Below are 19,506 nucleotides of genomic sequence, written 5' to 3' on the forward strand. Positions count from 1 at the left end.
AGTCTAGAAGTGGGCGCGCGACCCGGTCGGCCGGGAACCGAATCGGCGTCGGCATTGTTGACTCCGGCATGAGCGAGAAGAACTACGAGGTCCAGCGCACCGAGGCCGAATGGCGAGCGATCCTCGCCCCCGCCGAGTACCAGGTGCTCCGGCAGGCCGGCACCGAACGCCCCGGCATCGGGGAGTACACGGACACGACGACGCCCGGGGTGTACTCGTGTCGCGCCTGCGGCGCGGAACTGTTCCGCAGCGAGACGAAGTTCGAGAGCCACTGTGGCTGGCCGAGCTTCTACGCGCCCCTGGCCGAGGACCGCGTCGAGTACATCGAGGACACCTCCCTCGGCATGCGCCGTGTCGAGGTGCGGTGCGCCCGCTGCGGCTCCCATCTCGGCCACGTCTTCGAGGGCGAGGGCTACGACACCCCCACCGACCAGCGGTACTGCATCAACTCGATCAGCATGCGGCTGGCGCAGGACTGAGGCCCTGCCGGTGACGAGCCCGCCGACGGCCGTCACCGGCCGCGCCGGGACCGTGCCGGCGGCACGAGGCCCCCGGAGCGCGCACTGCGCTCCGGGGGCCTTGCGTGGGCGTCGCGGCGTGGGTGATCACGGCAGGCCGTGGACGAGGGTCGCGGCGTCGACGCGGGGGCCGGTGTAGAACGGCGTCTCCTCGCGCACGTGGAGGCGGGCGCGGGACCTGCGCAGCTCGCGCATCATGTCGACCATCTCCGGCAGGTCGTCGGACTCGAACGCGAGGATCCACTCGTAGTCACCGAGCGCGAAGCTGGGGATGGTGTTCGCCCGCACCTCCTGGTAGGGCCGCGCCATGCGGCCGTGCTCGGCGAGCATCTCGCGGCGCTCTGACTCCTCGAGGACGTACCAGTCGTAACTGCGGACGAAGGGGTAGACGCAGACGTAGTCGCGCACCCGCTCCTCCTTCATGAACGCCGGCACGTGACCCTTGTTGAACTCGGCCTGGCGGTGCAGCGCGACCTGGGACCACACCGGCGCGAGGTGCCGTCCGAGCCGGGTGCGACGCAGCGACTTGTACGCCCGCTGCAGCGCCTCGACCTCCTCGGCGTGCCACCACACCATCACCTCCGCGTCGGCCCGGAATCCGGCGACGTCGTACAACCCCCGCACGGTGACGCCCTGGTCGGGCAGGGTGTCGAGGAACTCGGTGAGGTCGACGGTGAGCGCCTCGCGCTCCGCGTCGTCGGCAGGCAGGGGCGTGGACACCGAGAACACCGACCACATCGCGTAGCGGATCGTCTCGTTGAGGGCCCGCAGGCGGGCGGCGTTGGTCTGGGGGTCGGTCATGCCCTCATTCTTCACGGCGTCGACGGCTCCTGCCGACCGGGTCGGTCCCGCACGCTCTCGAGCCAGCGCATCGCGGGCGTCGCGCCCATGCCGTGCACGACGACCGACACGAGGATCGTGAACCCGACCGTCGACCAGAGCAGCTCGGCGTAGGGGAAGTCGGCCTCCTGCAGGGCGTAGGCGAGGTAGTAGATCGAGCCGATGCCGCGCACCCCGAAGAACGCCGTGACGATCCGCTCACGCGGGCCGAGGCTCTGATTGCCCTCCTCGTCGACGTCGCTCTGACGACCCAGCGCGAGCCACGCGGTGAGCGGCCGCACGACGAAGACCAGCGCGAGGCCCACCGCGGCGCCCTGCCAGGTGAGGTGGGCGAGCAGCCCGTCCCCGAGCGCGACCCCGAGGGCGAGGAGCAGCAGGAGCGTGAGCAGCAGCTCCAGCCGCTCCACCATCTCGTGCATGACGACGTGGTACTCGTCGTGTCGCTCCTCGGCGCGCAGACGCAGCGCGGCGACGAACACCGCGAGGAACCCCCACCCGCCGACCAGCTCGGTGAGGCCGTACACGAACAGCGTGCCGGCGAGCGCGAGCAGCGGTTCGCCGTTCCGCGCGAACTGGAACGCCGTCATCCGGGGACGGAAGGCGATCCGGCCCAGAAGCTTCCCGCCGAGATACCCGAACAGCACCCCGAGCGCGATCTTGCCGACGACCTCCCAGCCCAGCCACCGCAGCCACCACTCCGACACCGGGCCCTCGTCCGCGAGGAAGATCGCCGCGTAGACGAACGGGAAGGCGAGCGCGTCGTTGAGACCTCCCTCGGAGGTGAGGGCGAAGCGCACGTCGTCGTGCTCGTCGACGCCTTCGTGGACACCGTCCGCGGGACCGTCGCCGACGGCGCCGTCCTCGGCATCCCCGCGAACGCCGTCGTCGACACTCCCGTGGACGCCCTCGTCCTCGTGACGCGCGACGTCCTCGGCCTGCTCGGTCGTCGGCCCCCCGACCTGCACGTCGGCCGCGAGCACGGGATCGGTGGGCGCGAGGGCGGCGCCGAGCAGCAACGCGGCCGCGATCGGCAACCCCATGGCCCACCATCCGAGGAACGTCACCGCGGCGATGCACAGCGGCATCGCGATCGCGAGGAGTCGCCACGTCGATCCCCACGCCCGCCACGACGCGCGGGTGCGTTCGAGCGGCCGGTCGAGAGCGAGTCCGACACCCATGAGCGCGACGATCACGCACAGCTCCGCGGCGTGCTCGGTGATCGTGGGGTGCTCGAGCGGGGACAACCGCGTCGTCTCGAACGGTGGCAGGAACCCGACGACGACCCCGGTGAGGATCAGGGCCATCGGCGCCGAGAACGCCACTCGCTTCAGCAACGTCGGCAGGATCACGGCGAGGAGGAGGGCGACACCGACGAGGAGGTAGGCGGCATCAGCAGTCATGGCGACAATATGACAGCTCGCCCCGACGATCGACGGACCGGTCTCGGACGGCGCACCGGGACCGACCCCCGCGCCCCGTCGGACCGGTGATGCGTCATCCTGTGCCCATGGATCCTGCCTCCCCCGCCACGGCCACGACGGCGACCGCGCGCGACCTCCAGCCGCTCGGCCCGGTGGAGCAACTGCGGGCGGGGAGGCTGCCGCGCCGACTCCTCCAGCTGTTCGTCGGCCTCACCCTCTTCGGCGTGTCGATGGCGATGATGCTGCGCGGCGCGCTCGGGCTGAACCCCTGGGACGTGTTCCACCAAGGCCTCGCCCATCACGTGCCGTGGTCGTTCGGCACCGTCGTCATCGTCGCGAGTTTCGTCGTCCTGCTGCTGTGGATCCCGCTGCGGCAGATGCCCGGGTTGGGCACGCTCGCGAACGCGGTCTGGATCGGCGTCGCGACCGACGCCACGCTCGCGGTCCTCGCGGCACCGGGCGACCTCGCCGGTCGGGCGGCGCTCATGCTCGGGGGGATCCTTCTCAACGGGGGCGCGAGTGCGCTCTACATCGGCAGCCAGCTCGGCCCGGGACCGCGTGACGGCCTCATGACCGGACTCCATCGGCGCACCGGCGTGAGCATCCGCGTGGTCCGGACGGCGATCGAGATCGCCGTCCTCGCCGTGGGGTGGCTGCTCGGCGGGACCCTCGGCGTCGGCACGGTGCTCTACGCCCTCGCGATCGGCCCGCTCGTGCAGTTCTTCCTGCCGCGGTGCACCGTGCGGCTCACCCCCCGCTGAGGGGGACCCACCCGTCGTCGCGCTCAGGCCGGGTCTTCGCCGAGGGAGTGGACGAGCTCGACGACCCTGGTGAGAACCTCGGGGTCGGTGGAGGGCAGCACCCCGTGGCCGAGGTTGAAGACGTGCCCGGGCGCCTGGCGGCCCTCGGCGACGATGCGCCGCACCTCCTGCTCGATGACCGGCCAGGGCGCGAACAGCAACGCCGGGTCGAGATTGCCCTGCAGGGCGTATCGGCCGCCGGTGCGTTCGAGCGCGTCGAGGAGGTTGACGCGGTAGTCGACACCGACGCATTCGACACCCGCCTCCCCCATCGAGGCGAGCAGCTCACCGGTGCCGACGCCGAAGTGGATGCGGGGCACGAGCCCGGCGACGGCCTCGAGGGCCTGGGTGGAGTGCGGCCGGACGTAGGCCTCGTAATCCGCTCGCGAAAGGTAGCCCACCCACGAGTCGAACAGCTGGACGGCGCTCGCGCCGGCGTCGACCTGGATGCGCAGGTAGGCCCCGGCGATCTGCGCGAGGCGGGTGCAGAGGTCGTGCCAGAGCTCCGGGTCGCCGTGCATGAGGGCCTTGGTGTGCTCGTGGTTGCGGCTGGGTCCGCCCTCGACGAGGTAGCTCGCGAGCGTGAAGGGGGCGCCCGAGAACCCGATGAGGGGGGTGGGCCCGAGCTCCCGGACGAGCATCTGCACGGACTCGGTGATGTCGGGCACGTGCTCGGCGGTGAGGGCGGGCAGCCGGTCCAGGTCGGCGCGGGTACGGAACGGCTCGGCCACGACCGGCCCGACGCCCGCGACGATGTCGAGGTCGACCCCGACCGCCTGGAGGGGGACGACGATGTCGCTGAAGAAGATCGCCGCGTCGACGCGATGACGCCGGACGGGTTGCAGGGTGATCTCGGTGACGAGGTCGGGGCGACGGCAGGACTCGAGCATCGTCGTGCCCTCGCGAAGCGCGCGGTACTCCGGCAGCGACCGACCGGCCTGCCGCATGAACCACACCGGTGGGCGGTCGACCTTCTCCCCCCGCGCGGCGCGGACGAGCCGGCTCTGCGCCTGGTCATCCGTCCTCGTCGGCACGCCGGAGTCCGCTGCGGCGGCCCCTGCGGTGGGGATGGTCGGTGTCCTCGCGGGGGTGTGGTGTTCCTCGGGCGTCGTCGTCACCCGGGAATCCTCCCACGAGGGCCCGAACCCTTCATCCGCGTCGGGAGCAGACGCAGAGTCGACCCATACGGACGGGTGAACGGCCCCCGATGGGAAACTCGAGAAGGCAGAGGGGATGTCAGCTCAGCTACTGCCGGGGCGATCGCGCCGCCGCCATCCCCTCTGCCGTCTCGGGTGTGACGGATGTGTGGTGGGCCAGCGGCGCTCGGTGCGCAGGTGCTCGGCCGCGCCCGCGTCTCGCTGCCTCGATCGGCGTGGGAACCGAAGGGTTGTCGCCGGTGGGCCGTACTGTGCCGAGTGTGACCAACCGCCGCGCAACGACCCGCGCCGCCTCGGAGTTCGCCGAGGCGGTCGACCGCTTGCGGCAGGCCACGTTGCGCCCGGAGGTCGGACTCACCGAGATCCCCGCCCCCCAACGCATCGCCCCTCACTCGGTCGCCCTGTCGGCGGAGATCTCGACGCACCGCGACGACGAACCTCTCGCCACCGGTCGCTTCGTCATCCTCTTCGACGACGAGGCCCCCGCGGCCTGGGACGGTCGCTGGCGCATCGTCACCCTGGCCCGGGCCCAGCTCGAGCCCGAACTCGCCGGTGACCCGCTGCTCGGGGAGGTGGGATGGTCCTGGCTCACCGACGCGTTGCACACGAGCGGGGTCGCCCATCGCGCCCTCGGCGGCACGGTCACCCGGGTCGTCTCGGAGAGCTTCGGCACCCTTGGCGACACCGAACCCACGGTCGAGATGGAGTTGCGGGCATCCTGGACCCCAGACGGGAACGACCTCGTCGAGCATCTGACCACCTGGACCGACGTCCTCGCGACCATCGCGGGCGTCCCCCCGGTGCCACAGGGGGTCACCCCCCTGTCCCACCGGATGCACTGAGAGAACCGCGAGAACCACCGAATGTCCTACCTCACCGACCCGTTCGCCGTGCCGGAGCAGCTCGTCCCCGCCCCCGCTCCGCGGGCACGCGCCGGCGCCCTCGGGGCCACCGGCGCCGACGACTCCGATGGCGCCGACGCCGCACGTCCCCGGGCGGGGCGGGCGGCGACCGGGGGTCCCGCGTCGGGCGGACGCCACGCAGCCACCACGCAGCAGCGGGACGCGACGCTCGACAGGGGCGAGGCTGAGGAGACGAATCGCCGGGACGGCGACGCGGCAGGCGACGCGAGGGACCTGAGGGACCCGAGGGACGCGAGCGACGCCAGGGACACGAGCGGCGCGAGCGGCGCGAGCGGCGCGAGCGACGTGAAGGACGATGCGGGCGAGACGCACGACGGCGGCGAGACGAATGACGCACGACCCGCGCCCGTCGTGCTCACCAGCCCGGCCGGTGGCATCCCCGAGGTCGTCGAGGACGAGCACCGGCTCCTCGAGGCGGCCGAGGCCCTCGCCGCCGGTCACGGCCCGCTCGCGATCGACGCCGAACGTGCGTCGGGGTACCGGTACGGACAACGCGCCTACCTCGTGCAGGTGCGGCGCGAGGGGTCCGGCACGTGGTTGCTCGACCCGGTCGGCTGCCCCGACCTCGAGCCCGTGCAGCGGGCCACCGACGGCGTCGAGTGGATCCTCCACGCCGCCACGCAGGACCTCGGCTGCCTGAGGGGTGTCGGCCTCTCGCCCACCTCGCTCTTCGACACCGAGCTCGGCGCCCGCCTCGCAGGCCTGCCACGGGTCGGTCTCGCGGCGGTCCTCGAGCACTACCTCGACGTCTCGCTCGCCAAGGAGCACTCGGCCGTCGACTGGTCCACCCGCCCGTTGCCGCGGGACTGGCTCAACTACGCCGCCCTCGACGTCGAGTGCCTCGCGGCGGTGCGGGAGGCGATGATCGAGGACCTCGCCGCCCAGGGCAAGCTCGAGTGGGCCCGGCAGGAGTTCGAGGCACTCACGTCCTTCACCGGCCACGCCACCCGCCCGGATCCGTGGCGGCGGGTCTCGGGGATGCGCCGTCTGCGCTCCCCTCGCGCGGCCGCGGTGCTCCGTGAGCTCTGGTACACCCGTGACGATCTCGCTCGCGACCGGGACGTCTCGCCCGGACGCATCGTGCCGGACTCGGTCCTCGGCGTGCTCGCCACCGCGACGCCCAGGACCGCCGCCGAGGTCACGGCCGCCAGCACCCACCGCACGATCAGACGTCACCCCGAGGTCTGGGCCAAGGCCGTCACGCGGGCGCTCGACCTGCCCGAGTCCGACCTGCCTCCCACGACCCTGCCGAGCACCGGCCCCCCGGCCCCCCGCTCCTGGGCCGACAAGGACCCGGTGGCCGCCGCCCGTCTCGCGGCGGCCAAGGACGACCTCACCGCGTTCGCCGAGGAGCACCGCCTCCCGCTGGAGAACGTCCTCACCCCCGACACGCTGCGACGCGTCGTCTGGACCCCGCCCGAGCAGCACGACGAAGGCACCCTGCACGACGCGCTCACCGCGCTCGGGGCGCGACGATGGCAGGCGGACATCGCCGCCCCCGTCCTCGCCCGCGCCTTCGCCACCGCCCAGCCCTGACCGGCGACGCCCCCGCCGCCGCGCCGCCTCGCCGCCGCGCCGCCCGGCCACCCGCCGCCTCCGAGGACGCGCGCCGACCCCGGCGCCGCGACCCCGGCGCTGCGCGGCCCGCCGGTGGGTGAGCTTCGACACCCGACCGTGCCACGGGTGCTGCGCGGGGAGGACGGCTGGCAGGCTGGACGTCTGCGGGCGCCCCCGATCCGACGTGGTCCACGTCTCGCGACCACCCCCACGACAAGGTCGATACCCGCCAGTAATATCGGCGAGACATGACTCGGGCGTGCGACGACGCACGCCCCCGAGCCCGACAGGAGACATCCGTGTCACGAACTGAGGTCGTCTTCGTCGACGGTGTGCGTACACCGTTCGGCAAGGCGGGAGACAAGGGCATGTACGCCCAGACGCGCGCCGACGACCTGGTCGTCGCCTGCATCCGCGAACTCCTCCGCCGCAACCCCTCCCTTCCCCCCGAGCGCGTGGGCGAGCTGGCCGTCGCCGCCACCACCCAGATCGGTGACCAGGGAATGACCCTCGGACGGCTCGCCGTCCTGCTCTCGGGCCTGCCCCAGAGCGTCCCCGGCTACTCGATCGACCGCATGTGTGCGGGCGCGATGACCGCGCTCACGACGACGGCGGGCGCGATCGGTTTCGGCACCATCGACGTCGCGATCGCCGCCGGCGTCGAGCACATGGGCCGCCACCCCATGGGTGAGCGGATGGACCCCAACCCCCGCCTGCTGAGCGAGAAGCTCGTCGACCCCGAGGCGCTCTCGATGGGCAACACGGCCGAGAACCTCCACGACCGGTTCCCGCAGCTCACCAAGGAGCGCGCGGACGCCTACGCCAAGCGCAGCCAGGACAAGACGGCCGCCGCGTACGAGGCCGGCAAGATCCAGCCCGACCTCGTGCCGGTTCAGATCCGCACCGCAGAGCAGGGCTGGGGCCTCGCCACCAAGGACGAGCCGCCGCGCGCCGGCGTGACCCTCGAGGCCCTCGGTGCCCTCAAGACCCCGTTCCGCCCTCACGGCCGCGTCACGGCCGGCAACAGCGCGGGACTCAACGACGGCGCCACCGCCGCGGTCCTCGCCTCCGAGAGCGCCGCCGCCGAGCTGGGCCTCGGTGTCAAGATGCGCCTCGTCAACTGGGCGTTCGTCGGGTGCGAGCCCGAGGTCATGGGCTACGGCCCCGTCCCGGCGGCCGAGAAGGCCCTCGCCCAGGCCGGCCTGAGCATCGACGACATCGGCCTCTTCGAGATCAACGAGGCGTTCGCGGTCCAGGTCCTGTCCTTCCTCGACCACTTCGGCATCCCGGACGACGCCGAGAAGGTCAACAAGTACGGCGGCGCCATCGCCGTGGGCCACCCGCTCGCGAGCTCCGGCATCCGTCTGTGCAACAACCTCGCGCGTCAGTTCGAGGAGAACCCCGACGTGCGCTACGGCATGGCCGCGATGTGTATCGGCATCGGCATGGGCGTCGCCGTCATCTGGGAGAACCCCCACCACGCCGACTACGTGCCCGGCACCGCCGGTGCCCAGACGAACAGCGAGGCCAAGTGATGAGCATCGACTTCGCCACCATCTTCCCCGACGAGGTCGTCGCGAACTCGATCGTCCGTGACGTCGAGCTCCCCGGTGGGGCCGGCACGTTCGCCCTCATCACCCTCGACAACGGCCTCGACCACACCAAGCCCACCACCCTGGGCCCGCAGACCGTCACCCGGCTCGGTGAGGCCCTCGACGCGCTCAAGACGCGTGCGCAGGCCGGCGAGATCGTCGGTGTCGGCATCACCGGCAAGCCGTTCATCTTCGCCGCCGGCGCCGACCTGTCCGGCATCGGCGCCGTCACCGAACTCGCACAGGCCCGCGCCATCGCCGAACTCGGCCACCGCGTGTTCACCAAGTTCGGCGAGCTGGGCGTGCCGAGCTTCGCGTTCGTCAACGGCATCGCCCTCGGCGGCGGTCTCGAGATCGCGCTCAACTGTGACTACCGCTCGATCTCCGGCGACGTCGGCATGATCGCCTTCCCCGAGGTCTTCCTCGGCATCCTCCCCGGCTGGGGCGGCACGTGGCTCACCCCCAACCTCGTGGGCCCGGAGAAGGCCGTGACGATGGTCATCGAGAACCCGCTCTCGCAGAACCGCATGATCAACGGCAAGAAGGCTCACGAGCTCGGTCTCTTCGACAGGCTCTTCGAGCCGGCCGACTTCCTCGTGCAGTCGCTGCGCTGGGCCGCCGGTGTCATCAGCGGCACGGAGAAGGTCGACCGTCCCGAGGTCGACCGCGACGAGTCGACCTGGGAGGCCGCGGTCGCCAAGGGCCGCGCCGTCGCCGACGCCCGCACGGGCGGGTACTCCCCGGCCCCCTACCGCGCGCTCGACTGCATCGCCGCAGCTCGGACGAACGACAAGAAGGCCGGATTCGCGGCCGAGGACGAGGGTCTCTCCGAACTCCTCATGAGCGAGGAGGCCCGTGCGAGCCTCTACGCCTTCGATCTCGTCCAGCGTCGCGCCAAGCGCCCCGCGGGTGCCCCCGACAAGGCGCTCGCCCGCAAGGTGACCAAGGTCGGGATCGTCGGTGCGGGTCTCATGGCGAGCCAGCTCGCGCTGCTGTTCGTCCGCCGCCACCAGGTGCCGGTCGTCATGACCGACCTCGACCAGGGCCGCGTCGACAAGGGTGTGGCCTACGTGCACGCCGAACTCGACAAGCTCGTCGCGAAGGGCCGCCTCAACTCCGACAAGGCCAACCGCTACAAGGCCCTCGTCACCGGCTCGACGAGCAAGGAGGGCTTCGCCGACGCCCAGTTCGTCATCGAGGCCGTCTTCGAGGAGATGTCGGTCAAGAAGCAGGTGTGGGCCGAGGTCGAGGCGGTCGTGAGCGAGGAGTGCGTGCTCGCCACGAACACCTCCTCGCTGTCGATCACCGAGATGGCCTCCGAGCTGGCGCACCCCGAGCGGGTCGTGGGCTTCCACTTCTTCAACCCGGTCGCGGTCATGCCGCTGCTCGAGATCATCTCCGGTGACAAGACCGACGATGCCACGCTCGCCACGGCGTTCGCGACGGGCAAGAAGCTCGGCAAGTCGATGATCCTCGTCAAGGACAGCCCGAGCTTCGTCGTCAACCGCCTTCTCGGCCGCTTCATGAGCGACATGGCCCGCATCGTCGACGCCGGCACCCCCATCGACGTCGCCGACGCCGGCTTCGCGGGTGTCGCGCCGATGCCGCCCTTCCAGCTCATGGGCCTCGTGGGACCGGCGATCGCGCTGCACAACAACGAGACCCTCGCCAAGGCGTTCCCCGACCGGTTCTACGTCTCCGACAACCTGCGCAAGGTCGTCGAGATGAAGAAGCCGGCGTTCTACGTCGAGCAGGGCGGCGCGCAGGTCGTCGACCCCGAGATCGCCGCGATCTACGACGCTGGCGAGAAGACCGAGGTCCTCACCGCGGAGCAGGTGCGCGAGAAGGTCCTCTCCGGCCTGGCGGAGGAGGCGAACCTCATGCTGTCCGAGGGCGTCGTCGTCGCGCCGATGGACCTCGACCTCGGCATGATCACCGGCGCCGGGTTCCAGTTCTGGAACGGTGGCCTCACCCCGCTGCTCGACCGCTCCGGCATCGCCGAGAAGGTCGCGGGCAAGCGGTTCCTCCCGGCCGGAGCGGGTAGCCTGCCTGCCTGACCGAGCCCTCGCTCTCCTGCCCGTCCGGGGAGCGATCACCACACCACGGCAGGTCGCCGACCGACGTCTCGTCCGGTTCGGCGACCTGCCGTCGGAGTGCCGGGCGCAGGGACGCAGGCCCGCCGTGCCACACTGAGACGATCGTCCAGACGCGGTCGGGCGCCGGCGCGCCCGATGCGCTCGATATCTCACATGTGAGTTAGGATGGGGCGCATGACTGAGGATTACCTGGCCCGCATCGGCACGCTCATCCGAGAAGCGCGGAGGCACCAGGGTATGACCCAGCACGAACTCGCCGATCTCCTCGGCACGAGTCAGAGCGCCGTCGTGCGCATCGAACAGGGCAAGCAGAACCTCAGCCTTGAGATGTTGTCGCGCATCGGCGAGAACCTCGACTCCCAGTTCGTCTCCCTCGGCACCTCGGGCCCGCAGCACCTGCGCATCGAGGGCGGCACCAAGCTGCACGGCTCGATCGACGTCAAGACGAGCAAGAACGCGGCCGTCGCGCTGCTCTGCGCCTCGCTGCTCAACAAGGGCCGCACGACACTGCGCAACATCGCCCGGATCGAGGAGGTCAACCGCATCCTCGAGGTGCTGTCGAGCATCGGCGTGAGGACGCGGTGGCTGCCCGACAGCAGCGACCTCGAGATCGTCCCGCCGGCCCGTCTCGACCTCGAGGCGCTCGACGAGGCCGCGGCGCGGCGTACCCGCACGATCATCATGTTCTTCGGCCCTCTGCTGCACGAGTTCCACGACTTCGAGCTGCCGTACGCGGGCGGCTGCGACCTCGGCTCGCGCACGATCGAGCCGCACATGACCGCCCTGCGGCACTTCGGGCTCGACGTCGAAGCCACCCAGGGCGCCTACCACGCACGCGTCACCCCCGGAGTCAGGCCGTCCCGCGCGATCGTCCTCACCGAACGCGGCGACACCGTCACCGAGAACGCGCTCATGGCGGCCGCCCGGTACGAGGGGGAGACCGTGATCCGCAACGCGAGCCCCAACTACATGGTCCAGGATCTGTGCTTCTACCTGACCAAGCTCGGAGTGCGCATCGAGGGCATCGGCACGACCACGCTCACGGTCCACGGCAAGGAGCACATCGACGTCGACGTCGAGTACTCCCCCAGCGAGGACCCGATCGAGGCGATGAGCCTGCTCGCCGCCGCCGTGGTCACGGGATCCGAGATCACGATCCGCCGGGTGCCCATCGAGTTCCTCGAGATCGAACTCGCCCTGCTCTCCGAGATGGGGATGCAGTACGAGCTCACCGACGAGTACTGCTCGGAGAACGGGGAGACCCGCCTCGTCGACCTCACGACGATCCCCGGCCCCCTCAAGGCGCCGATCGACAAGATCCACCCGATGCCGTTTCCCGGGCTCAACATCGACAACCTGCCGTTCTTCGCCCTCATCGCCGCCTGCGCCGAGGGACGCACGATGATCCACGACTGGGTGTACGAGAACCGGGCGATCTACCTCACCGAACTCACCAAGGTCGGCGCCAAGGTCCAGCTGCTCGACCCCCACCGCGTCCTCATCGACGGCCCCACCCGCTGGCGTGCCGCCGAGGTCATCTGCCCGCCGGCGTTGCGTCCGGGCGTCGTCATCCTCATCGCCATGCTCGCCGCGCCCGGGGTCTCGGTGCTGCGCAACGTCTACGTCATCAACCGCGGCTACGAGGACCTCGCACAGCGCCTCACCGCGCTCGGCGCGACGGTCGAGACCTTCCGCGACATCTGAGCCGACCCGCCGTGAGTCCTCGCCCCCTCATCCCGCATCGTCGGGAACTCATCCTCGAGAAGGCGGAGGAACTCCTGCTGGACGTCGGCTTCGACGCCATGACGATGCAGGAACTCGCGTCCCGGGTGGGGATCGCCAAGGGTTCCGTCTACCGCGAGTTCGCCACCAAGGAGAAGCTCCTCGACGAGGTGCTCGCCTCGGCGTTCGCCCGCGTGCAGCAGTCGGCCGCCGCGCGTGTCGGGCAGGACCGTCCTCCCCGACTCAGCGCCGGCTATCGCGCATTCGCGGAGGGGCTCGTCGAGGAACCCCTCCTATGCGCGGCATTCCTGGACGACGGCGGGGTATTCGGCTCCCAGGTGTCGCGGATCACCGACGGGCGGTACCGCGAGCGTCATCTCGGTGTCGAGGCATGGATCGAGGAGCTCCAGACGACGGGCGCCTTGTCGACCCGGATACCCGCCCCCGACCTCGCCCTCGCGCTGTCGAGCGCCACACTGGGCCTGCTCACGGCAGCCAGGACCCTGGGGCCGTTCGATGCCGACGATCTCCAGGGCGCGCTGAGGGCGTTGGAAGTGATGGTGGGGTACCTGGAGACGTAGTGACCAATGGGAGTAGCTTGGTCACTATGAACGCGAAGCACTGCGGAGTCGAGGCGACACCGGGACTGACGCATCGGGTCGTACACGTCCACGGCGGGCCCGTGTCGGTGTACGAGGCCGGCTCCCCGGACCGGCAGTCCGTGGTCCTCTTGCACGAGGCGATGTGCGACGAGGCCCGCTTCATCTGGGATCAGTTGTTCCCCGTCCTTGCGGAGGAGTTCCGCGTCGTGGCGCTCGACACGCCCCGGCATGGGCGGTCACGGCCGTGGACCGGGCCTCTCGGTCGCGAGCGGCTCGTGCGGATTCTGCACGGCACACTCGACGAGGCGGGGCTCGCCCGAACCGCCATCGTCGGCCTGTCGATGGGCGGCGGGCTGGCCATCGAGTTCGCCGCCAGGTATCCGCAGCGCGTCACGTGCGCCGTCCTGTTCGAGCCCGGTGGGCTCGCCGACCGCCTGGACAGGCAGCTCCTGACCTGGCTTTACATCAAGACGCCTGGGCTGAGCCGGATCATCGGCCGGTGGTATGCGACCAAGACCCGCGCCGGGCTCCGCGACACCCTCGACTCCCTGTACGTGGGCGGCGCCAAGCCCACCGACCCCGAGCGGCTCCTCGACATCCTGCACGACGAGATCGAGGGCAAGCGCCGCTACAGCGAGCGGGACCTCGACGATTGGCAGATCGAGGCGATCGGCCCGCGTCGGACGTGGACCCTCCTGAACGACATCCCACGCCTCGCCTGCCCGACGCTGTGGCTCCGCGGCGCCGACAGCGCGGTGGTGAAGCAGGACGAGATGGAGCGCGCCCTCTCCCTCGCGACACAGGGCAACCCGCAGGCGTCGCTCGTCGTCATCCCCGGCGCCGGTCATCTCCTGCCGCTGGAGCGCCCGGCCGAGGTCGAGGCCGCGGTGCTCCCCTTCCTCCGGGAGCACGCGGCGGGTGGACGACGAGGGCAGCGCCACGGGTGACCACCAGGCAGTGAACGCCCCACGGGCCACCTTGGCGCACGTCAGGCCGTCTCGACCGCCGCGACGACGAGCGTGGGACTGACCGCGGCGAGGATCTTCTCGGCCACGACGGGGGCGGTGAGTCCGGCCTCGGCGAGGATGTGACCGCGGCTGTCGTGGTCGAGGAAGTGCTTGGGCAGACCGAAACGGTGCACGGGCAGCGGCTCACCCGTCTCGGCGAGCGCGGCCGACAGCGCGGCGCCGATGCCGTTGGCGGCCACGTGATCCTCGACGACCGCGACATACCCCGCCGACCGCGCGAGATCCGTGAGCTCGCCGGTGACCGGCAGTACCCACCGGGGGTCGACGACGAGGACGCTCGCGCCCTGGTCCGCCACGACGCTCGCGGCGTCGACGGCCACCTGGGCCATCGCACCGACCGCGACGAGGAGGACGTCCGGACCGTCCGAGCCGTCCGCGTCGACGCCGCGGCGGACGAGCACGTCGAGCTCCCCGATCCGGTCGACGGCCGGGATGGGGTCGGGCTCGGTGCCCTTGGGGAAGCGGAGGACGCTCGGACCGTCGTCGATCGCCGCGGCCTCGCGCAGCAGCATCGAGACCTGGTGCCCGTCCCGCGGCGCGGCGACACGGATACCGGGCACGACCGAGGCGAGCGCGAAGTCCCACATGCCGTTGTGGGAGGCGCCGTCGCTCCCGGTGACACCGGCCCGGTCGAGCACGAACGTCACGCCCTGCCGGTGCAGCGCGCAGTCCATGAGCAGCTGATCGAACGCGCGGTTGAGGAACGTCGCGTAGATCGCGACGACGGGGTGCAGCCCGGCGTAGGACAGGCCCGCGGCCATCGTCGTCGCGTGCTGCTCGGCGATCCCGACGTCGAAGACCCGCTCGGGGTAGGTCTCGGCGAACTCCCGCAACCCGACGGGAATGAGCATGGCGGCGGTGAGGCCGACGATGTCCTCCCGCTCCCGGCCCAGCTCGACGAGGGTGTCGGAGAAGTTCTCGGTCCAACTGCGCCCGGCGATCTCCAACGGCAGCCCCGTCTCCGGGTTGATGGCGCCGACGGCGTGGAAGGCGTCGTCGGCGTTGTCGAGGGCGTGCTGGTACCCGCGGCCCTTCTGGGTGATGGCGTGGACGATGACCGGGCCGCCGAAGTCCCGGGCGCGGCGCAGGGCGGTGGTGAGCGCCTCGACGTCGTGGCCGTCGATGGGCCCCAGGTACTTGAGGCCGAGGTCCTCGAAGAGCACCTGGGGCGCGATGATGTCCTTGAGGCCCTTCTTGAACCCGTGGAGGGCCTCGAACACGCGGCGCCCGACGACGGGGGTGCTCGTGAGCGTGCGGCGGCCCCACGACATGACCTGCTCGTAGCTGCGCGTCGCCCGCAGGACGGCGAGGTGCTCGGCGAGGCCGCCGGTGGTGGGGGCGTAGGAACGTTCGTTGTCGTTGACGACGATGACGAGCGGCAGTTCCTTGTCGGCCGCGATGTCGTTGAGCGCCTCCCACGCCATGCCGCCGGTGAGCGCGCCGTCGCCGATGACGGCGACGGTGCAGACGTCCCTTTCGCCGCGAAGGCGCTTGCCCTTGGCGATGCCCTCTGCCCAGGCGAGCGAGGTCGAGGCGTGGGAGTTCTCGACGATGTCGTGCTCGGACTCCCCCCGGCTCGGGTACCCCGACAGACCCCCGGCCGAGCGCAACCCCTCGAAGTCCTGGCGGCCGGTGAGGAGCTTGTGCACGTACGAGATGTGGCCGGTGTCGAAGACGATCGAATCGCGCGGGGAGTCGAAGACCAGGTGCAACGCCATGGTGAGTTCGACCACGCCGAGGTTGGGGCCGAGGTGCCCGCCGGTCGCCGAGACCGATTCCACGAGGAACGTGCGGATCTCCTCCGCGAGGTCGTCGAGCTCGGCCCGGGAGAGGGCGTCGAGATCCGTGGGACCGGTGATGGAGGCGAGCAGACTCAACGGGCTTTCCTTCCGCGACGTGTCGGGCCGACGACGTGCCGACCCAGTGACGATACGTCGTCCGACCGGGACGCACATGTGCGATGGCCGGAGGGCCCCTGGGCGTGCACCGGACCTCGCCCGAGCGCGCCGGCGGCACGCGGACGGCCCGAAGGCGGCGGCGACCGGCTCCCTAGACTGACGCCATGTCCGCCACCCCTGACGTCGGCACCCCGTCCTCGCATCCCGACGCGGCCGGGCCCACCGAGCCCGAGCTGCACGCCTCCGCCCTGCAGCGCGACCTCGACCTGCTCACCGAGTTGCACGAACAGGTCATCGAGGAGGCCGGGGGCGCCGAGCTGCTCCGCCTCGTGCGCACGCTCGTCGAGGCGTGCTCGGAGCCCGGCAGCGGGGCGCCCGGGTCGGAGGCGGACCTGCTCGTCGACCGTCTCGACGCGGTGACCACCGCCGAGGTGGCCCGCGCCGTCACCGTGCACCTCCACCTCACCAACCTCGCCGAGGAGCGTCAGCGCGTGCGCTCCCTGCGGGCCGAGGACGGCGAGTTCACCGGCGGCATCGAGGCCGGTGGGGTGGCCTCCGCCGTCGCGGCACTCCCCGAGAGCGGCACCTCGGTGCTCTCGCGGCTGCAGCGGCTCGCCATCCACCCCGTCCTCACGGCCCACCCCACCGAGGCCCGGCGCCGCGCCGTGACCTCGGCGCTCGTGCGCCTCGCCGCACAGTTGGACCGGCACGACGACCCGCACAACGGCCCGAGCGAACGCGCCCACGCCCGACGTCGTCTGCTCGAGGACATCGACATCCTGCAGCGCACCTCGACGCTGCGTCGCGACCGCCCGGAGCCTCGCGACGAGGTCAAGACGATGCTGTCGGTGTTCGACCAGACCCTGTTCCGGGCCGTACCGCGCCTGTACCGCACCCTCGAATCGGCCCTGCCGGGCGAGGACGGCCGTACCGGCGGCCGGGTGCCCGCGTTCGTCCGGTTCGGCACCTGGGTCGGCGGCGATCGCGACGGCAACCCCTACGTCACCGCCGCCGTGACCCGCGAGACGCTCGCGACCCAGGCCCACGAGGCCCTCACCCTGCTGTCGATCCATGCGGACCGGGTGGCCCGGACGCTGACGATGGACGTCGTCACCACCCCTCCTTCGGACGCCCTCCTCGCGGCTCTCGAGGCCGACGCCGTGGCCCTGCCGGGCACGTTCGCCGAGATCGCGAAGAACTCCCCCGGTGAGCCGCACCGTCAGAAGCTGCTCGTCGTCGCCGCACGCGTCCAGGCCACGCTCGCCGAGCAGGTCGGGCTCGCCTACGCCGGCCCGCACGAGATGCTCGCCGACCTGCGCCTCGTGCAGGACAGCCTGCTCGCCGCCGGCGACCACCGCAGCGCCCGGGGCGAGCTGCAGACCCTCGTGTGGCTCGTCGAGACGTTCGGGTTCCATCTCGCCGAGCTCGAGGTGCGCCAGCACAGCCGGGTCCACGAGGACACGTTGCTGGACCTGTTCGCGCAGCTCGGCGACGAACACGTGCCGGACCCGCAGGCCGCGGTCGCCGACGCTGAGTTCCTCGACGGTCTCGCGCGGAACGGCTGGCCTCGGCACCTCTCCCCCACCACGGACGCGGGGCGCGAGGCACTCGACACGATCCGCGTCGTCGCCTGGCTGCAGCAGCGCTGGGGCCGGGAGGCCTGCGGCCGCTACATCATCAGCTTCACCCGGTCCGCGGCCGACCTCGCCGCGGTGCGGGCCCTCGCGCGTCTCGCGGTCGGCGAACGGCCCCTCGACCTCGACGTCATCCCCCTCTTCGAGACGGGGCAGGACCTCCACAACGCCCCGCGGATCCTCGCCGAGCTCGCCGCGCTGCCGGGCACCGAGGAGACGTGGGCGGCCCACGGGCGCCGTGTCGAGGTGATGGTCGGGTACTCGGACTCGGCCAAGGACGTCGGACCGGCGAGCGCGACCCTCACCCTGGACCGGGCCGAGCGCGAGCTCGTCGCCTGGGCGGGCGAGAACGACGTGCAGCTCACCCTGTTCCACGGCCGCGGCGGATCGCTCGGTCGCGGCGGCGGGCCGCTGCACCGCGCGATCATGGCCCAGCCGAGCGGCTCGGTCGACGGTCGGTTCAAGGTCACCGAGCAGGGGGAGGTCATCTTCGCCCGCTACGGCGACGTGATGATCGCCCAGCGCCATCTCGAACGACTCACCTCCGCGGTGCTGCTCGCCGACGCCCCCGACGTGGCCCGCGACCGCGAGACCGCCGCCGAGCGCTACCGCCACCTCGCGGACATCGTCGACACCCAGAGTCGCGGCTGCTACCGCGCCCTCGTCACCCAGGACGGGTTCGCCGATCTCATCGCCGCCGTGAGTCCGCTCGACGAGATCGGCGACCTGCGCCTCGGCTCGCGTCCCTCGCGGCGCAGCGGCGCCGACGGCGGTCGCTCGCTCGACGACCTGCGCGCGATCCCGTGGGTGTTCTCCTGGGCGCAGACCCGCGTCAACCTCCCCGGCTGGTACGGCCTCGGGAGCGGGTTGTCGGCCGTCGCCGACATCGACCTGCTGCGTCGGGCGTATGCCGAGTGGCCGCTGTTCGCCTCGATGATCGACGTCGCCGAGATGAGCCTCGCGAAAGCCGACCGCGCGCTCGCCGAGCGGTTCCTCGCCCTCGGCGAGCGGCCCGATCTCGCGCACCAGATCCTCACCGAGTACGACCTCGCCCGGCGTCTCGTGCTCGCGGTGCTCGACCAGGACGAACTCCTCGAGCGCAAGCCGCACCTGCACACGGCCGTGGGTCTGCGCGCGCCCTACATCGACGCGCTGAGCCTGTTGCAGCACAAGGCCCTTCGCGTGCTGCGGCTCCCCGCCGACCCGCGGGCCCCAGCCCGTCCGGACCGCTCGGCGTGGACCCACGCCCTCCTCCTCACGGTCAACGGCGCCGCGGCCGGCCTGCAGAACACGGGCTGACGGGAGGGTTCGGGGGCGGGCCCGTCACAACCGGGGCACGTAGGTCTTGCCGCGGAGGGCGTCGGACACGAGCTCGGTCGCCCGGGCCACCGCCCGCAGCCGGAGGCCCTCGGCCTCCAGCGCCTGGAGCACCTCGGGCACGACCCCCGGTTCGAGGTGATCGCCCAACCCGACGCGCGCGGTGCGATAGCAGGTGCGCATGGCCTCGACCTGCGCCTCGACGTGATGGGTGGCGATCCACGCCAGCGCCACGGGGTGACGGCGCCACACCGGCTGCCCGCGATGGTCGGCGGGGCACTGGTCGAGCAGCCACTCCGTGGCCGCCTGCTCCCACCCGGGGGTGCCGGCCGGCGGTACCCCGACCGGCCAGCCCGGCGGCGTCCGCGAGTCGTTCATCCCCCCAGGATGCCGCAGGGCAC

General features: G+C 71.6%; 15 protein-coding genes. 10 read left to right on the top strand and 5 right to left on the bottom strand.

What is annotated here, in order from left to right; translation table 11 throughout:
• The first annotated feature begins 68 nt into the window (after positions 1 to 68).
• Complete coding sequence (gene msrB / locus RT054_RS03905; RefSeq protein WP_312722348.1) at positions 69 to 479, top strand: peptide-methionine (R)-S-oxide reductase MsrB; 411 nt, start codon at positions 69 to 71, stop codon at positions 477 to 479.
• Between the two features lie 126 nt (positions 480 to 605).
• Here msrB and hemQ read toward each other — a convergent pair whose 3' ends face one another.
• Positions 606 to 1,319: a hydrogen peroxide-dependent heme synthase gene (gene hemQ, locus RT054_RS03910; RefSeq protein ID WP_312722347.1), complete on the bottom strand. Its 714-nt coding sequence runs from the start codon at positions 1,317 to 1,319 to the stop codon at positions 606 to 608.
• Between the two features lie 11 nt (positions 1,320 to 1,330).
• On the bottom strand, positions 1,331 to 2,758 hold the full coding sequence (locus RT054_RS03915) for a cation:proton antiporter (RefSeq protein WP_313022227.1): 1,428 nt from the start codon (positions 2,756 to 2,758) through the stop codon (positions 1,331 to 1,333).
• A gap of 107 nt (positions 2,759 to 2,865) precedes the next feature.
• Between RT054_RS03915 and RT054_RS03920 the strand changes: the two genes are divergently transcribed.
• On the top strand, positions 2,866 to 3,540 hold the full coding sequence (locus RT054_RS03920) for a hypothetical protein (protein WP_313022228.1): 675 nt from the start codon (positions 2,866 to 2,868) through the stop codon (positions 3,538 to 3,540).
• Between the two features lie 23 nt (positions 3,541 to 3,563).
• On the opposite strand, the gene hemE is transcribed toward RT054_RS03920, so the two are convergent.
• Positions 3,564 to 4,613: a uroporphyrinogen decarboxylase gene (gene hemE / locus RT054_RS03925; RefSeq protein WP_313022304.1), complete on the bottom strand. Its 1,050-nt coding sequence runs from the start codon at positions 4,611 to 4,613 to the stop codon at positions 3,564 to 3,566.
• Positions 4,614 to 4,996: 383 nt separating this feature from the next.
• On the opposite strand from hemE, the gene RT054_RS03930 reads away from it, so the two are divergent.
• The 7 genes from RT054_RS03930 to RT054_RS03960 all read left to right on the top strand — a co-directional run bounded on the left by RT054_RS03930 (position 4,997) and on the right by RT054_RS03960 (position 14,175).
• On the top strand, positions 4,997 to 5,578 hold the full coding sequence (locus RT054_RS03930) for a DUF3000 domain-containing protein (RefSeq protein ID WP_396837196.1): 582 nt from the start codon (positions 4,997 to 4,999) through the stop codon (positions 5,576 to 5,578).
• Positions 5,579 to 5,599: 21 nt separating this feature from the next.
• A complete protein-coding gene (locus tag RT054_RS03935; RefSeq protein ID WP_312722342.1) occupies positions 5,600 to 7,195 on the top strand; it encodes an HRDC domain-containing protein in 1,596 nt (531 codons plus the stop codon).
• 320 nt (positions 7,196 to 7,515) lie between these two features.
• Positions 7,516 to 8,751 carry a thiolase family protein gene (locus RT054_RS03940; RefSeq protein ID WP_312722340.1) on the top strand — a complete coding sequence of 412 codons (1,236 nt, stop codon included), beginning with the start codon at positions 7,516 to 7,518 and terminating at the stop codon, positions 8,749 to 8,751.
• Entirely contained in the window at positions 8,751 to 10,865 is a 2,115-nt protein-coding gene (locus RT054_RS03945) for a 3-hydroxyacyl-CoA dehydrogenase NAD-binding domain-containing protein (RefSeq protein WP_313022229.1), read from the top strand. Before RT054_RS03940 ends, RT054_RS03945 begins: the two co-directional genes overlap by 1 nt.
• A gap of 213 nt (positions 10,866 to 11,078) precedes the next feature.
• Positions 11,079 to 12,608: a UDP-N-acetylglucosamine 1-carboxyvinyltransferase gene (locus RT054_RS03950; protein ID WP_312719925.1), complete on the top strand. Its 1,530-nt coding sequence runs from the start codon at positions 11,079 to 11,081 to the stop codon at positions 12,606 to 12,608.
• An 11-nt stretch (positions 12,609 to 12,619) separates the two neighbouring features.
• Entirely contained in the window at positions 12,620 to 13,207 is a 588-nt protein-coding gene (locus tag RT054_RS03955; RefSeq protein WP_313022230.1) for a helix-turn-helix domain-containing protein, read from the top strand.
• 26 nt (positions 13,208 to 13,233) lie between these two features.
• Positions 13,234 to 14,175 carry an alpha/beta hydrolase gene (locus RT054_RS03960; RefSeq protein ID WP_312719922.1) on the top strand — a complete coding sequence of 314 codons (942 nt, stop codon included), beginning with the start codon at positions 13,234 to 13,236 and terminating at the stop codon, positions 14,173 to 14,175.
• A gap of 41 nt (positions 14,176 to 14,216) precedes the next feature.
• Here RT054_RS03960 and dxs read toward each other — a convergent pair whose 3' ends face one another.
• The gene (dxs, locus tag RT054_RS03965; protein ID WP_312719920.1) at positions 14,217 to 16,133 is read right to left on the bottom strand and encodes a 1-deoxy-D-xylulose-5-phosphate synthase; all 1,917 of its coding nucleotides are present in this window, start codon (positions 16,131 to 16,133) and stop codon (positions 14,217 to 14,219) included.
• A gap of 185 nt (positions 16,134 to 16,318) precedes the next feature.
• On the opposite strand from dxs, the gene RT054_RS03970 reads away from it, so the two are divergent.
• Positions 16,319 to 19,087, top strand: a complete 2,769-nt coding sequence (locus tag RT054_RS03970; protein ID WP_312719919.1) for a phosphoenolpyruvate carboxylase — start codon at positions 16,319 to 16,321, stop codon at positions 19,085 to 19,087.
• A gap of 24 nt (positions 19,088 to 19,111) precedes the next feature.
• Here the strand turns inward: RT054_RS03970 and RT054_RS03975 are convergent, their stop codons facing one another.
• Positions 19,112 to 19,483, bottom strand: coding sequence for a hypothetical protein (locus RT054_RS03975; RefSeq protein WP_312719917.1), 372 nt, complete (start codon positions 19,481 to 19,483; stop codon positions 19,112 to 19,114).
• Positions 19,484 to 19,506: the final 23 nt, after the last annotated feature.

Origin of the sequence: Mobilicoccus sp. (assembly GCF_032060985.1) — a bacterium.
Taxonomy (GTDB): domain Bacteria; phylum Actinomycetota; class Actinomycetes; order Actinomycetales; family Dermatophilaceae; genus Mobilicoccus.